The sequence below is a fragment of the Streptomyces sp. NPDC050703 genome (assembly GCF_040654435.1).
Classification (GTDB): Bacteria; Actinomycetota; Actinomycetes; order Streptomycetales; family Streptomycetaceae; genus Streptomyces.
On the sequence record NZ_JBFAHX010000008.1, the window covers coordinates 137,851 to 151,253 of the forward strand.

Annotated in this window: 11 protein-coding genes; 9 read left to right on the forward strand and 2 right to left on the reverse strand. The window is 71.4% G+C overall.

Features of this window, described 5'->3' with window-relative positions:
- Positions 1–18 precede the first annotated feature (18 nt).
- From AB0I16_RS10605 to AB0I16_RS10625, 5 genes are all read left to right on the forward strand, one after another.
- The gene (locus AB0I16_RS10605; RefSeq protein ID WP_363248925.1) at positions 19–1,650 is read left to right on the forward strand and encodes a carboxyl transferase domain-containing protein; all 1,632 of its coding nucleotides are present in this window, start codon (positions 19–21) and stop codon (positions 1,648–1,650) included.
- Between the two features lie 73 nt (positions 1,651–1,723).
- Positions 1,724–3,679, forward strand: a complete 1,956-nt coding sequence (locus AB0I16_RS10610) for an acetyl-CoA carboxylase biotin carboxylase subunit (protein ID WP_363248926.1) — start codon at positions 1,724–1,726, stop codon at positions 3,677–3,679.
- Positions 3,676–4,632 carry a hydroxymethylglutaryl-CoA lyase gene (locus AB0I16_RS10615; protein ID WP_363248927.1) on the forward strand — a complete coding sequence of 319 codons (957 nt, stop codon included), beginning with the start codon at positions 3,676–3,678 and terminating at the stop codon, positions 4,630–4,632. The genes AB0I16_RS10610 and AB0I16_RS10615 overlap by 4 nt, the downstream gene beginning before the upstream one ends.
- A gap of 7 nt (positions 4,633–4,639) precedes the next feature.
- The gene (locus AB0I16_RS10620; RefSeq protein WP_363248928.1) at positions 4,640–5,794 is read left to right on the forward strand and encodes an acyl-CoA dehydrogenase family protein; all 1,155 of its coding nucleotides are present in this window, start codon (positions 4,640–4,642) and stop codon (positions 5,792–5,794) included.
- Between the two features lie 124 nt (positions 5,795–5,918).
- Positions 5,919–6,974, forward strand: a complete 1,056-nt coding sequence (locus tag AB0I16_RS10625) for an ABC transporter substrate-binding protein (protein ID WP_363248929.1) — start codon at positions 5,919–5,921, stop codon at positions 6,972–6,974.
- Between the two features lie 75 nt (positions 6,975–7,049).
- On the opposite strand, the gene AB0I16_RS10630 is transcribed toward AB0I16_RS10625, so the two are convergent.
- Positions 7,050–8,663, reverse strand: a complete 1,614-nt coding sequence (locus tag AB0I16_RS10630; protein WP_363249026.1) for a beta-N-acetylhexosaminidase — start codon at positions 8,661–8,663, stop codon at positions 7,050–7,052.
- A 142-nt stretch (positions 8,664–8,805) separates the two neighbouring features.
- Here AB0I16_RS10630 and AB0I16_RS10635 point away from each other — a divergent pair, with 142 nt between their 5' ends.
- The 3 genes from AB0I16_RS10635 to glmS all read left to right on the forward strand — a co-directional run bounded on the left by AB0I16_RS10635 (position 8,806) and on the right by glmS (position 11,868).
- The gene (locus AB0I16_RS10635) at positions 8,806–9,696 is read left to right on the forward strand and encodes a DUF4429 domain-containing protein (RefSeq protein WP_363248930.1); all 891 of its coding nucleotides are present in this window, start codon (positions 8,806–8,808) and stop codon (positions 9,694–9,696) included.
- An 86-nt stretch (positions 9,697–9,782) separates the two neighbouring features.
- On the forward strand, positions 9,783–10,040 hold the full coding sequence (locus AB0I16_RS10640; RefSeq protein WP_363248931.1) for a hypothetical protein: 258 nt from the start codon (positions 9,783–9,785) through the stop codon (positions 10,038–10,040).
- Positions 10,041–10,050: 10 nt separating this feature from the next.
- The gene (glmS, locus tag AB0I16_RS10645; protein ID WP_363248932.1) at positions 10,051–11,868 is read left to right on the forward strand and encodes a glutamine--fructose-6-phosphate transaminase (isomerizing); all 1,818 of its coding nucleotides are present in this window, start codon (positions 10,051–10,053) and stop codon (positions 11,866–11,868) included.
- 245 nt (positions 11,869–12,113) lie between these two features.
- Here the strand turns inward: glmS and AB0I16_RS10650 are convergent, their stop codons facing one another.
- Positions 12,114–12,638, reverse strand: coding sequence for a universal stress protein (locus AB0I16_RS10650; RefSeq protein WP_363248933.1), 525 nt, complete (start codon positions 12,636–12,638; stop codon positions 12,114–12,116).
- Positions 12,639–13,138: 500 nt separating this feature from the next.
- Here AB0I16_RS10650 and AB0I16_RS10655 point away from each other — a divergent pair, with 500 nt between their 5' ends.
- The gene (locus tag AB0I16_RS10655; RefSeq protein WP_363248934.1) at positions 13,139–13,402 is read left to right on the forward strand and encodes a hypothetical protein; all 264 of its coding nucleotides are present in this window, start codon (positions 13,139–13,141) and stop codon (positions 13,400–13,402) included.
- Position 13,403 lies beyond the last annotated feature (1 nt).

Sequence of the window (13,403 nt, forward strand, 5' to 3'; positions counted from 1 at the left end):
GGCAAGGGGGCTCGACTGATGCGGCAGGCACCAGTGCTGACGAGTGCGGCTGATCCCGCGTCGGAGGCATGGCGGGCGAACGAGGCGGCGCACACCGCCCTCGTCGACGAACTGCGGGCCAGGCTCGCGGCGGCCAGGCTCGGCGGCGGCGAGCGGGCAAGGGCCCGCCACGTGGCGCGCGGCAAGCTGCTGCCGAGGGACCGCGTGGACACCCTCCTTGACCCCGGCTCGCCCTTCCTGGAGCTGGCACCGCTCGCGGCCGAGGGGCTGTACGGCGGGGACGCCCCGGCGGCCGGCGTCATCGCGGGGATCGGCCGGGTCTCGGGCCGCGAGTGCGTGATCGTCGCCAATGACGCCACCGTCAAGGGCGGCACGTATTACCCCATGACGGTCAAGAAGCACCTGCGCGCCCAGGAAGTGGCCCTGGAGAACCGCCTCCCCTGCCTCTATCTGGTCGACTCGGGCGGCGCGTTCCTGCCCATGCAGGACGACGTCTTCCCCGACCGCGAGCACTTCGGCCGGATCTTCTACAACCAGGCGCGGATGTCGGGCGCCGGCATCCCGCAGATCGCCGCGGTCCTCGGCTCCTGCACGGCGGGCGGCGCGTACGTCCCGGCGATGAGCGACGAGGCGGTCATCGTGCGCGACCAGGGCACGATCTTCCTCGGCGGCCCACCGCTGGTGAAGGCGGCCACCGGCGAGGTCGTGACGGCCGAGGAGCTGGGCGGCGGCGAGGTCCACTCGCGCACCTCCGGGGTGACCGACCACCTCGCCGAGGACGACGCGCACGCCCTGCGGATCGTGCGCACCATCGTCTCCACGCTCCCCGAGCGCGGCGAGCTGCCCTGGCCGGTGCGGCCCGTGGACGAGCCCAAGGTCGACCCCCTCGGACTGTACGGCGCGGTGCCGACCGACTCCCGCACCCCCTATGACGTCCGCGAGGTCATCGCGCGCGTGGTCGACGGCTCCCGCTTCGCCGAGTTCAAGGCGGAGTACGGCACGACGCTGGTCACGGGCTTCGCGCACATCCACGGCCACCCGGTCGGCATCATCGCGAACAACGGCATCCTGTTCTCCGAGTCCGCCCAGAAGGGCGCCCACTTCATCGAGCTGTGCGACCAGCGCGGCATCCCCCTGGTCTTCCTGCAGAACATCTCGGGCTTCATGGTCGGCAGGGACTACGAGGCGGGCGGCATCGCCAAGCACGGCGCGAAGATGGTGACGGCCGTGGCCTCCACGCGCGTGCCGAAGCTGACGGTCGTGGTCGGCGGTTCGTACGGCGCGGGCAACTACTCCATGTGCGGCCGGGCCTACAGCCCCCGCTTCCTGTGGATGTGGCCGAACGCCAAGATCTCCGTCATGGGCGGCGAGCAGGCCGCGTCCGTCCTCGCCACGGTCAAGCGCGACCAGCTGGAGGCCCGCGGCGAGCAGTGGGCGGCCGAGGACGAGGAGGCCTTCAAGGACCCGATCCGCGCGCAGTACGAACAGCAGGGCAGCGCGTACTACGCCACGGCCAGGCTCTGGGACGACGGCGTGATCGACCCCCTGGAGACCCGGCAGGTCCTCGGCCTCGCCCTGACCGCGTGCGCCGGAGCGCCCCTTCCCCAGAAGGACCCCGCTGCGCCCGGCTTCGGCGTCTTCCGGATGTGAGGGGCGGACGATGAGCGACTTCCGGCCGGGGACCAGCACGGTCCCACGAGGCACCACCCCGGGGAGAGGGAACATGTTCGACACGGTTCTCGTCGCCAACCGCGGCGAGATCGCGGTCCGCGTCATCCGGACCCTGCGGACGCTCGGCGTCCGCTCGGTCGCCGTCTTCAGCGACGCGGACGCGGACGCGCGCCATGTGCGCGAGGCCGACACGGCCGTCCGCATCGGCCCGGCACCGGCGACGGAGAGCTATCTGTCGATCGAGCGCATCCTCGCGGCGGCTGCGACCTCCGGCGCCCAGGCGGTGCACCCGGGCTATGGCTTCCTCGCGGAGAACGCCGCGTTCGCGCAGGCGTGCGCCGACGCGGGGCTCGCCTTCATCGGCCCGCCCGCCTCCGCCATCGAGCTGATGGGCGACAAGATCCGCGCCAAGGAGACGGTGAAGGCCGCCGGGGTGCCCGTCGTCCCCGGCTCCTCCGGCAGCGGTCTGACCGACGCCGAGCTGGCCGGGGCGGCGCGCGAGATCGGCACCCCCGTACTGCTCAAGCCGAGCGCGGGCGGCGGCGGCAAGGGCATGCGCCTGGTCCGGGACGAGGCCCTGCTCGCCGAGGAGATCGCGGCGGCCCGGCGCGAGGCCCGTGCCTCCTTCGGCGACGACACGCTGCTCGTGGAGCGGTGGATCGACCGCCCCCGGCACATCGAGATCCAGGTCCTCGCGGACGGCCGGGGGAACGTGATCCACCTGGGTGAGCGCGAGTGCTCCCTCCAGCGCCGCCACCAGAAGATCATCGAGGAGGCGCCCAGCGTCCTCCTGGACGAGGCCACGCGCGCGGCGATGGGCGAGGCGGCGGTCCAGGCCGCCCGCTCCTGCGGGTACGCGGGCGCGGGCACGGTGGAGTTCATCGTCCCGGGCAAGGACCCCTCCTCGTACTACTTCATGGAGATGAACACCCGCCTCCAGGTGGAGCACCCCGTCACCGAGCTGGTCACCGGGCTCGACCTGGTGGAGTGGCAGCTGCGGGTGGCGGCCGGCGAGGAGCTGCCGTTCACACAGGACGACATCGCCCTCACCGGGCACGCCGTCGAGGCCCGTGTCTGCGCCGAGGACCCGGCCCGCGGCTTCCTGCCATCGGGCGGCACGGTCCTCTCCCTGCGCGAGCCGCGCGGGGAGGGCGTGCGCACCGACTCGGGCCTGAGCGAGGGCTCCGAGGTCGGCAGCCTCTACGACCCGATGCTCTCCAAGGTCATCGCCTACGGCCCCGACCGCGCGACGGCCCTGCGCAAGCTGCGCGCCGCCCTCGCGGAGACGGTCACCCTCGGCGTCCCGACCAACGCGGGCTTCCTGCGCAGGCTCCTCGCCCACCCCGCGGTGGTCGCCGGCGACCTCGACACCGGCCTCGTCGAGCGCGAGGCGGACTCACTGGTCCCGCACGAGGTGCCCGTCGAGGTGTACGAGGCGGCGGCCGCCGTGCGCGAGGCGGCGCTCGCCCCCTCGGGGGACGGCTGGACGGACCCCTTCTCGGTGCCCAGCGGCTGGCGCATGGGCGGCACCCCGAAGCCCGTAACCCACTGGCTGCGCGTGGCCGGCCAGGACCCCGTGGAGCACCGGCTCGGCAGCGGCGCCCGCACCGTCACGGCCGACCGCGTCTCGGTCACCGTGGACGGCACCCGGCACACGTTCCAGCGCGCGGGCGACTGGCTCGGCCGGGACGGGGACGCCTGGCAGGTGCGGGACCACGACCCCGTCGAGGCGAGCCTGACGGGCGCCGCGCACGCGGGGGCCGACGCGCTCACCGCCCCCATGCCGGGCACCGTCACGGTCGTGAAGGTGGCCACCGGTGACCGGGTGAGCGCGGGCCAGAGCCTCCTCGTGGTCGAGGCGATGAAGATGGAGCACGTCATCTCCGCCCCGCACGCGGGCACCGTCACCGAGCTGGACGTGACCCCGGGGTCGACGGTCGCCATGGACCAGGTGCTGGCCGTGGTGGACCCGGACGAGACGCCCGACACCGCCGAGGAGACGCCGTGACCGGCACCGGACTGCCCATGACCGTCCCGGCCGCCGGGCTGCCGGCCCGGGTCCGCATCCACGAGGTCGGCGCGCGCGACGGCCTGCAGAACGAGAATGCGGTCGTCCCCACGGAGGTCAAGGCGGAGTTCATCCACCGCCTGGCCGACGCGGGCCTGACCACCGTCGAGGCGACGAGCTTCGTGCACCCCAAGTGGGTGCCCCAACTGGCCGACGCCGAGCAGCTGTTCCCGCTCCTGGACGACCTCCGGGACGGCCCCGCGGGCGTCCGCCTGCCGGTCCTCGTGCCGAACGAACGCGGCCTCGACCGCGCCACGGCCCTCGGCGCGGACCGCGTGGCCGTCTTCGCCAGCGCCACCGAGTCCTTCGCCAAGGCCAACCTCAACCGCACGGTGGACGAGGCCCTCGCGATGTTCGCCCCGGTGGTCTCCCGCGCCAGGGAGCGGGACATGCACGTCCGCGGCTATCTCTCGATGTGCTTCGGCGACCCCTGGGAGGGCCCGGTCGAGGTCGGTCAGGTCGTCCGGGTCTGCCGCGCCCTGCTCGACCTGGGCTGCGACGAGCTGAGCCTCGGCGACACCATCGGCGTGGCCACACCGGGCCACGTCACCGCCCTGCTCACCGCGTTGAACGAGGCGGGGGTCCCCACGGACCGCATCGGCGTCCACTTCCACGACACGTACGGCCAGGCGCTCGCCAACACCCTGGCGGCCCTGCGGCACGGCGTGAGCACGGTGGACGCCTCCGCGGGCGGCCTCGGCGGCTGCCCGTACGCGAAGAGCGCCACCGGCAACCTCGCCACCGAAGACCTCGTCTGGATGCTGCAAGGACTCGGCATCGAGACCGGGGTCGACCTCGGCCGTCTCAGCGCCACGAGCGCCTGGATGGCCGACCGGCTGGGCCGACCGAGCCCGTCCCGCACCGTCCGCGCCCTGACCCACCAGGAGCAGTGAGTAAACGATGGACCACCGCCTGAGCCCCGAGCTCGAAGAACTCCGCCGCACCGTCGAGGCGTTCGCCCACGACGTCGTCGCCCCGAAGATCGGCGACTTCTACGAACGGCACGAGTTCCCCTACGAGATCGTCCGCGAGATGGGCCGCATGGGCCTGTTCGGCCTGCCCTTCCCCGAGGAGTACGGCGGGATGGGCGGCGACTACTTCGCCCTCGGCATCGCCCTGGAGGAGCTGGCCCGCGTCGACTCGTCCGTGGCGATCACCCTGGAGGCGGGGGTCTCGCTCGGCGCCATGCCGCTGCACCTGTTCGGCACGGAGGAGCAGAAGCGCGAGTGGCTGCCGCGCCTGTGCTCCGGCGAGATCCTCGGCGCCTTCGGGCTCACCGAGCCGGACGGCGGCTCGGACGCGGGCGGCACCCGTACGACGGCCGTGCGCGACGGCGACGACTGGGTGATCAACGGCTCGAAGTGCTTCATCACCAACTCGGGCACGGACATCACGGGCCTGGTCACGGTCACCGCCGTCACGGGGCGCAAGCCGGACGGCCGTCCGCTGATCTCCTCGATCATCGTGCCGTCGGGGACGCCGGGCTTCACGGTCGCGGCGCCGTACTCCAAGGTCGGGTGGAGCGCGTCGGACACCCGTGAGCTGTCCTTCTCCGACGTCCGCGTCCCCGCTGCGAACCTGCTGGGCGAGGAGGGCCGCGGGTACGCGCAGTTCCTGCGCATCCTCGACGAGGGCCGCGTCGCGATCTCCGCGCTCGCCACCGGGCTCGCCCAGGGCTGCGTGGACGAGTCCGTGAAGTACGCCAGGGAGCGGCACGCCTTCGGCAAGCCGATCGGGTCGAACCAGGCCATCCAGTTCAAGCTCGCCGACATGGAGATGCGGGCGCACATGGCGCGCGTCGGGTGGTACGACGCGGCTTCGCGCATGGTGGCCGGGGAGCCGTTCAAGAAGGAGGCGGCGATCGCCAAGCTGTACTCGTCGACGGTGGCGGTGGACAACGCCCGCGAGGCCACGCAGATCCACGGCGGCTATGGCTTCATGAACGAGTACCCCGTGGCCAGGATGTGGCGGGACTCCAAGATCCTGGAGATCGGCGAGGGCACCAGCGAGGTGCAGCGGATGCTGATCGCGAGGGAGCTGGGCTTCGCGGGCTGAGCGGCCCGGCAGGGCGGGACGTGACGGCATGGGCGGGGGCCCTGGACCCAGTGAGCTTAGGCTAGCCTAAGCTTCACTTCCGGCCAGTGGCCCCGCCACCGCACCGTCACGAAAGCAGAGACCCATGTCCCAGTCCCGTCCCTCCCGACTGCCCGCCCCGTCCCGCCGTGGCATCCTCGCCGCCGGCGGCGCCCTCGGCCTCACCGCCGTCCTGGCGGCCTGCGGCGACGAGAAGAAGGACGGCGGCAAGGCCGGGGGCGGGGCGGACAAGAGCGGTCCGTGGAGCTTCAAGGACGACCGCGGCACGACGGCGAAGCGCGACGCGACGCCGAAGAACATCGTGGCGTTCACGGGCGTCGCCGCGGCCCTGTTCGACTACGGCATCGAGGTCAAGGGCGTCTTCGGCCCGACGAAGACCAAGGACGGCAAGGCCGATGTCCAGGCCGGCGACATGGACGTCGACAAGCTGACGGTCCTCGGCAACGAGTGGGGCCGGTTCAGCATCGAGAAGTACGCGAGCCTCGCCCCCGACCTGCTCATCTCCACGATGTTCGACGACCAGGGCACCCTCTGGTACGTCCCGGAGGAGAGCAAGGACAAGATCCTCAAGCTGGCCCCCAGCGTCGGCATCAGCGTCTACGACCGGCAGCTGACCCACCCCCTCCAGCGCATCCAGGCCCTCGCCGAGTCGCTGGGCGCGGACGTGAAGTCGGACAAGGCCGTCAAGGCGAAGAAGCGCTTCGAGGATGCCTCCGAGCGGCTGCGCACGGTGGCCAAGGCACGCAAGGACATCAAGGTCCTCGTCGGCTCCGCGAGCCAGGACCTGTTCTACGTCTCGGGGTCGAACCTCTCCGTCGACCTGGAGTACTTCAAGTCCCTCGGCGTGAACTTCATCGAGCCGCCCGAGAAGGCCAAGAAGGAGTCCGGCGGCTGGTTCGAGAACCTGAGCTGGGAGAACGTCGACAAGTACGACGCGGACCTCATCATGATGGACAACCGCACCTCGGCGATCCAGCCGGCCGACCTCGACGAGTCCAAGCCGACCTGGAAGAAGCTGCCCGCGGTCAAGGCGGGGCAGGTCATCTCGCGCGTCACCGAGCCCATCTTCTCGTACGACAAGTGCGCGCCGATCCTGGAGGACCTCGCGGACGCGATCGAGAAGGCGAAGAAGCTGAAGTAGCCCCCCAAGGCCGCGGGGCTCCCGAGACGGTCCTCGGGAGCCCCGCTTCCGGCCGTCACGGCCCCTGGTGGACGCCTACGCGGTGGGCCAGGGGACCTGCGGCGACCTGTAGTAGCCGATGCCGAGCGCGTCCCAGCGGGGTGCCTGCGCGGCGAGCCGCGCCTTGTAGGCGTCCCAGTCGTGCGTGGCCGCGGGTGACCAGCCGAGCTCGGCGATCCCGGGAAGGCGCGGGAACGCCATGTAGTCCAGGTGCGCGGAGGTCGACAGGGTCTCCGTCCACAGCGGCGCCTCGACGCCCATGACCGCGTCCGCGGGCGCGCCCTGGAGGTAGCTGCCCGGGTCCCAGTCGTAGGAGCGCTGCACCTCGACGAGGCCCGCCCAGGACAGGCCGAGCGGGGTGTCCTTGGTGTACTTGTGGTCGAGGTAGGAGCGGTCGGCCGGCGAGAGGACCAGCTTGGTGCCGTTCCTCGCGGCGTTCACGACCTGCTCGCGCTCGGCGGCGCCCGTCCTGTCGTAACCCCAGTACTGGGCGACGGCGCCCTTCGCGGGCCTGGCGCCGGTGAGCTGGTGCCAGCCCATCACCTTCTTGCCGTACTTGGCGACCACCGGCTGCACCTTGTCCATGAACGCGACGAAGTCCTCGTGGCTGGTGGAGTGCGCCTCGTCGCCGCCGATGTGCAGGTACTCGCCCGGCGTCATGGCGGCCAGCTCACGGATCACGTCGTCCACGAAGTCGTACGTGACGTCCTTCTTCACGCACAGCGAGCTGAAGCCGACCGCGGTGCCGGTGTAGAGCGGCGGGGCCACGCCGTCGCAGTTCAGCTCGGCGTACGAGGCGAGCGCGGCGTTGGTGTGCCCCGGCATGTCGATCTCGGGCACGACCTCCATGTACCGCGAGGCGGCGTAGGCCACGATCTCCTTGTACTGGGCCTTCGTGTAGTAGCCGCCCTCGCCGCCGCCGACCTGCGTGGAGCCGCCGTAGGTCGCGAGGCGCGGCCAGGAGTCGATGGCGATGCGCCAGCCCTGGTCGTCGCTGAGGTGCAGGTGCAGCTTGTTCATCTTGTACAGGGACGCCTGGTCGATGTAGCGCTTGACCTGGTCGACGGTGAAGAAGTGCCGCGAGACGTCGAGCATCGTGGAGCGGTAGCCGTAGCGCGGCATGTCCTTGATGGTGCCGCCCGCGATCCGCCAGGGGCCGCGCTGCTTCGACTTCTTCTCCACGGCGGCGGGCAGTTGCTGGCGGACCGTCTGGACGCCGTGGAAGAGGCCGGCGCCGGACCAGGAGGTGATGGTGAGGGAGCCGCGTTCGGAGATGACGCGGTACCCCTCGTTGCCGAGGACCTTGTTCGCCGGTTCGGCGCTGATGCGCAGCCGGATGCCGTCGCCGCCCTCTCCGCTGGTGACGGGCAGCTTGTAGCCGGTGGAGGGCCGCAGCACCCGGGCGAGGTACTCGCCGACGCGGCGCTCGTCGGGGTTGCCGTCGCCGACGCGGATGCGCGTCTTGGCCGTGATCCGGTACCCGGCGCCGCCCGCCTCGGCCTTCAGGGGGGCGGGCACCACCTCGCCGAGCGGGGTGACGGAGGGCCGGGCCGCCTCGGGGGCGGGAGCGGCGGCGAGGGAGGAGATCCCGGCGGCCGCCACGAGCAGCAGCGAGCCGAGGATGCGGGTCGATCTGTGCGTTCTCACCAGCGGGTCCCTTCGACGAAGTGTCAGTGAAGGTGGCGCAACTGTGGTGCATCGCAATCGAACGGTCCCCATTGGTAGCCCCGGGCCCACAAGGGGTCAAGGGGTTTAGACCATTTGTCCGAGGGGTCGGTGCGAGAATCCCGGCATGGCGGAAATCATCCAGCGGGACGGGACCTGGACCTTCGACGGAGAGGTACTGCGCCTCGTGCCCGGCCACGACAAGAACGTGTCGCTGCTGCGCAAGACCCTCGGTGAACTGGCCGTGCCGCTGGAGGCGTTGGCGGGCATAGCCTTCGAACAGGGCAAGAAGGCGGGGCGGCTGCGGCTGCGCCTGCGGGACGGCGCCGACCCGCTGCTCCAGGCGACGGGCGGCCAGCTCACCGACGCCTCGGACCCGTACCAGCTCACCGTGGAGCCGAGCCGCCACGGGGTCGCGGAGTACCTGGTCGACGAGGTCCGCAACGCCCATCTGCTCGAACAGGTGCCGAGCACCCCCTGCGAGTCCTATCTCCTGGCGGGCCCGCCCGTGCCGCTGTCGGTCTCGGCGGGCGACGGCACCGCGAGCTTCGACGGGGACCACGTGCGCCTGGAGTGGAACTGGAAGACCGAGGAGGCGAAGTCGGCGGTCGGCACCAGGTCCCTGGCGCTCGCCGACATCGCGGCGGTGGAGTGGCAGCCCGCGGTCGGCCTGGAGAACGGCTGCCTCCGCTTCACCGTGCGGAATGCCCCGACCAAGGCCCCGCCGAAGTACGACCCGAACGCGATCGAGCTCTGGGGCTTCAAGAAGGACCCGCTGATGGCCCTGGTCGCCGCCGCGGTCCAGGCCCGCCTGCCGCACCCCCTGGCCCCCGCTCCCCCGCCGGCCGCGGAGGACGCCCCGCCCGCCGTCACCAAGACCCTCGCGCCCGCGCCCCCGGCCGACGACCACGACGCCCTGCTGCGGCGCCTGCGGGAGCTGGGCGAGCTGCACCGGTCGGGGATCTTGACCGACGAGGAGTTCACCACGGCCAAGCAGGCCGTCCTGCGCCGCATGTAGGCCGACGCGGGCCCATTCCGACGCGCTCCTGCCCGATTCCGGGCAGGATTCTTGCGAAAGCGGTGGAGATCCCCCAGGATCATCGAATGCACGACGACCTGGTGGACCACCTCACCCGCAGCACCCCGCTCCAGCGGGGCGAAGCCCTGCGGGTCGTCCAGGACGTGCTCGCCTACTTCGACGAGACGACCGAAGAGTTCGTCCGTCGCCGCCACCGCGAGCTGCAGGGTCAGGGCCTGCTGAACGCGGCGATCTTCGAACAGATCTCGGCGGATCTCGGATATCGCGCGGTCGCGCCGCCCGAGCTCACGCTCCGGCAGCTGCGCCGCATCATCTACGGCTAGGACACCCTCTATGTGCGGAATCGTCGGATACATCGGCAAGCGTGACGTCGCCCCGCTCCTCCTCGAAGGACTGCAGCGCCTGGAGTACCGCGGCTACGACTCCGCGGGCATCGCCGTCACCAGCCCCAAGGCCTCCGGCCTGAAGATGGTGAAGGCCAAGGGCCGCGTGCGCGACCTGGAGGCCAGGGTCCCGTCCCGCTTCAAGGGCACGACCGGCATCGCCCACACCCGCTGGGCCACCCACGGCGCCCCCTCCGACGAGAACGCCCACCCCCACCTGGACGCCGGGGAGAAGGTCGCCGTCGTCCACAACGGCATCATCGACAACGCCTCCGAGCTGCGCGCCAAGCTCACCGCCGACGGCGTCGAGTTCCTCTCCGAGACCGACACCGAGGTCCTCACCCACCTCGTCGCCCGCTCCCAGGCGGACACCCTCGAAGAGAAGGTGCGCGAGGCCCTGCGCCACATCGAGGGCACGTACGGCATCGCCGTCCTGCACGCCGACTTCAACGACCGCATCGTCGTCGCGCGCAACGGCTCCCCGGTCGTCCTCGGCATCGGCGAGAAGGAGATGTTCGTCGCCTCCGACGTCGCGGCGCTCGTCTCGCACACCCGCCAGGTCGTCACCCTCGACGACGGCGAGATGGCCACCATCAAGGCCGACGACTACCGCACGTACACCACCGAGGGCTCGCGCACGACCGCCTCGCCGACCACCGTGGAGTGGGAGGCCGAGTCGTACGACATGGGCGGCCACGACACGTACATGCACAAGGAGATCTTCGAGCAGCCCGACGCGGTGGACCGCGTGCTCCGCGGCCGCATCGACGACCGCTTCTCCACCGTGCACCTCGGCGGCCTCAACCTCGACGCGCACGACGCCCGCAAGGTGCGCCGCGTCAAGATCCTCGGCTGCGGCACCTCGTACCACGCGGGCATGATCGGCGCCCAGATGATCGAGGAGCTGGCCCGCATCCCCGCCGACGCGGAGCCGGCGAGCGAGTTCCGCTACCGCAACGCGGTCGTGGACCCCGACACCCTCTACGTCGCCGTCTCCCAGTCCGGCGAGACCTACGACGTCCTCGCCGCCGTCCAGGAGCTGAAGCGCAAGGGCGCCCGCGTCCTCGGCGTGGTCAACGTCGTCGGCTCCGCCATCGCGCGCGAGGCGGACGCGGGCGTGTACGTCCACGCGGGCCCCGAGGTCTGCGTGGTCTCCACCAAGTGCTTCACCAACACGACCGTCGCCTTCGCCCTGCTCGCCCTGCACCTGGGCCGCATCCGCGACCTCTCGGCCGCCGACGGCAAGCGGATCATCGAGGGCCTGCGCATGCTGCCGGGCCAGATCTCGGAGATCCTCAAGCGCGAGGACGAGATCAAGAAGATCGCCAAGAGCTACGCCGAGGCCCGCTCGATGCTCTTCATCGGACGCGTGCGCGGCTACCCCGTCGCCCGCGAGGCCTCCCTCAAGCTCAAGGAGGTCTCCTACATCCACGCCGAGGCCTACCCCGCGTCGGAGCTGAAGCACGGGCCGCTCGCCCTCATCGAGCCCGCGCTGCCGACCGTCGCGATCGTCCCGGACGACGACCTCCTGGAGAAGAACCGCGCCGCCCTGGAGGAGATCAAGGCCCGCAGCGGCAAGATCCTCGCGGTCGCGCACCAGGAGCAGGAGAAGGCCGACCAGACGATCGTCGTGCCGAAGAACGAGAACGAGCTGGACCCGATCCTGATGGGCATCCCGCTGCAACTCCTCGCCTACCACACGGCGTTGGCGCTCGGCCGCGACATCGACAAGCCGCGCAACCTGGCGAAGTCCGTCACCGTGGAGTAGTCGGGGCCTCCCGAGGAAATGAACGGCTCCCCGCGCGTGCCACCAGCGCACGGGGAGCCGTTCCTCAAGGGTCGGGGTCGCCCATTACCCCGACCCGCGCCCACATCGGCCGGCAGCCGTCACCCCGGCCGGCAGGGCGGTGTGCCGACGTCCTCCATGTACCCTTCAGCGCCGCGCCCGGCACCTCTACGCGCAAGTAGATTTATCTGCCCTGAAGCAGCCTGTCCCCCGCCGGCGGACCACCGTTACGGGATGACGATGACCGGCCGCTGCGCGCGCCGCGCCAGACGGCCCGCGACGGAGCCGAAGATGCGTCCGACGATGCCGTGCGTGGAGCCGACGACGATCGCGTCCGCGCTGTACTCGTGGCCGACCTCCTCCAGCTCGTGGCAGATGTCGCCGCCGCGCTCGACGAGAATCCACGGCACCTCGGAGAGGTAGTCCGCGCAGGCCAGTTCGAGACCGAGCACTTCCGTGCGGTGGTCGGGCACGTCCACGAAGACCGGGGGCTCGCACCCCGCCCACACCGTGGTGGGCAGCCGGTTGGCGACGTGGACGATGATCAGGCCCGAGCCCGAGCGGTGGGCCATCCCGATCGCGTAGGCGAGGGCCCGCTCACTGGAGGTCGAGCCGTCGAAGCCGACGACGACACCGTGCTGGAAGGCGGGATCGCAGGAGTGACGTGGTTCTTCCGCCGCCTGGGGGGTCGCTGTGGGATCGGCGACCTGCCGCTTGCGGTCCGCGGGTTCGGAGAATTCGTGACCGGCCATGGGTGTCTCGGCGAAGGAGTCCTCTGTGGGAGGGTCGGCTTTTCGGGTGACGCGTAGTGTCGGTGACGCCTGAGGATCAAGGCCTGGAAGGTAGTCCGGGAATCATCTTTCCAAGCCCATACCCCCAAGGGTACGGCGGCACTCCTCTCCTGCCCAGAGCCTGCGAAGGGCCTGCCAGAGGCCCTCGCCGGGCCGTGCACAGGGCCTCCCGGCGTTCACCGGAGCATGCATGAGCCTCGCCCGTATGGCAATGGTTGCTGCCACGTACAGGCGGTTTGCCCACCCGTCTGGCGTCCGCGGGATGGCTCGCCAGTGACCGCCCGCCCCGCCGCGCGTTGAACCCCTGTCCCGCCGCCGCCACAGGGAGCACGCCCGTGCCCGGATCGCCGACCGCGTCCCCACTCTCGTCCCGCACCCCGTCTTCACCCGAGCAAGCCCGGGCGCGCGGTCCGCGCGCCCGTCGGCCGCGCGACGCGCCCCCTCAGGAGTCGGCGAGCGAGGTGGTCCGCTGGGCCGCGTTCAGCTGCGTCCTGGTTCCCGTCGTCCTCGTGGGGTACGGGATCTCGATGGCGGGGGCGGGTGGCGCCGCGCTCGGTCTCGCGGCCGTCACCGGAGTCTGCCGGGTGCTGCTCAGACAGTCCGAGCGGTGTGCCGCGCGACTGCTTGCAGAACAGAACACCGCACACCGCGGACGGCACGGCAGGACGGCTTCGGGAGCACACCGGGGCATGCGCCACGGCCTCGGCCACCCCCCGGTCGATTGAC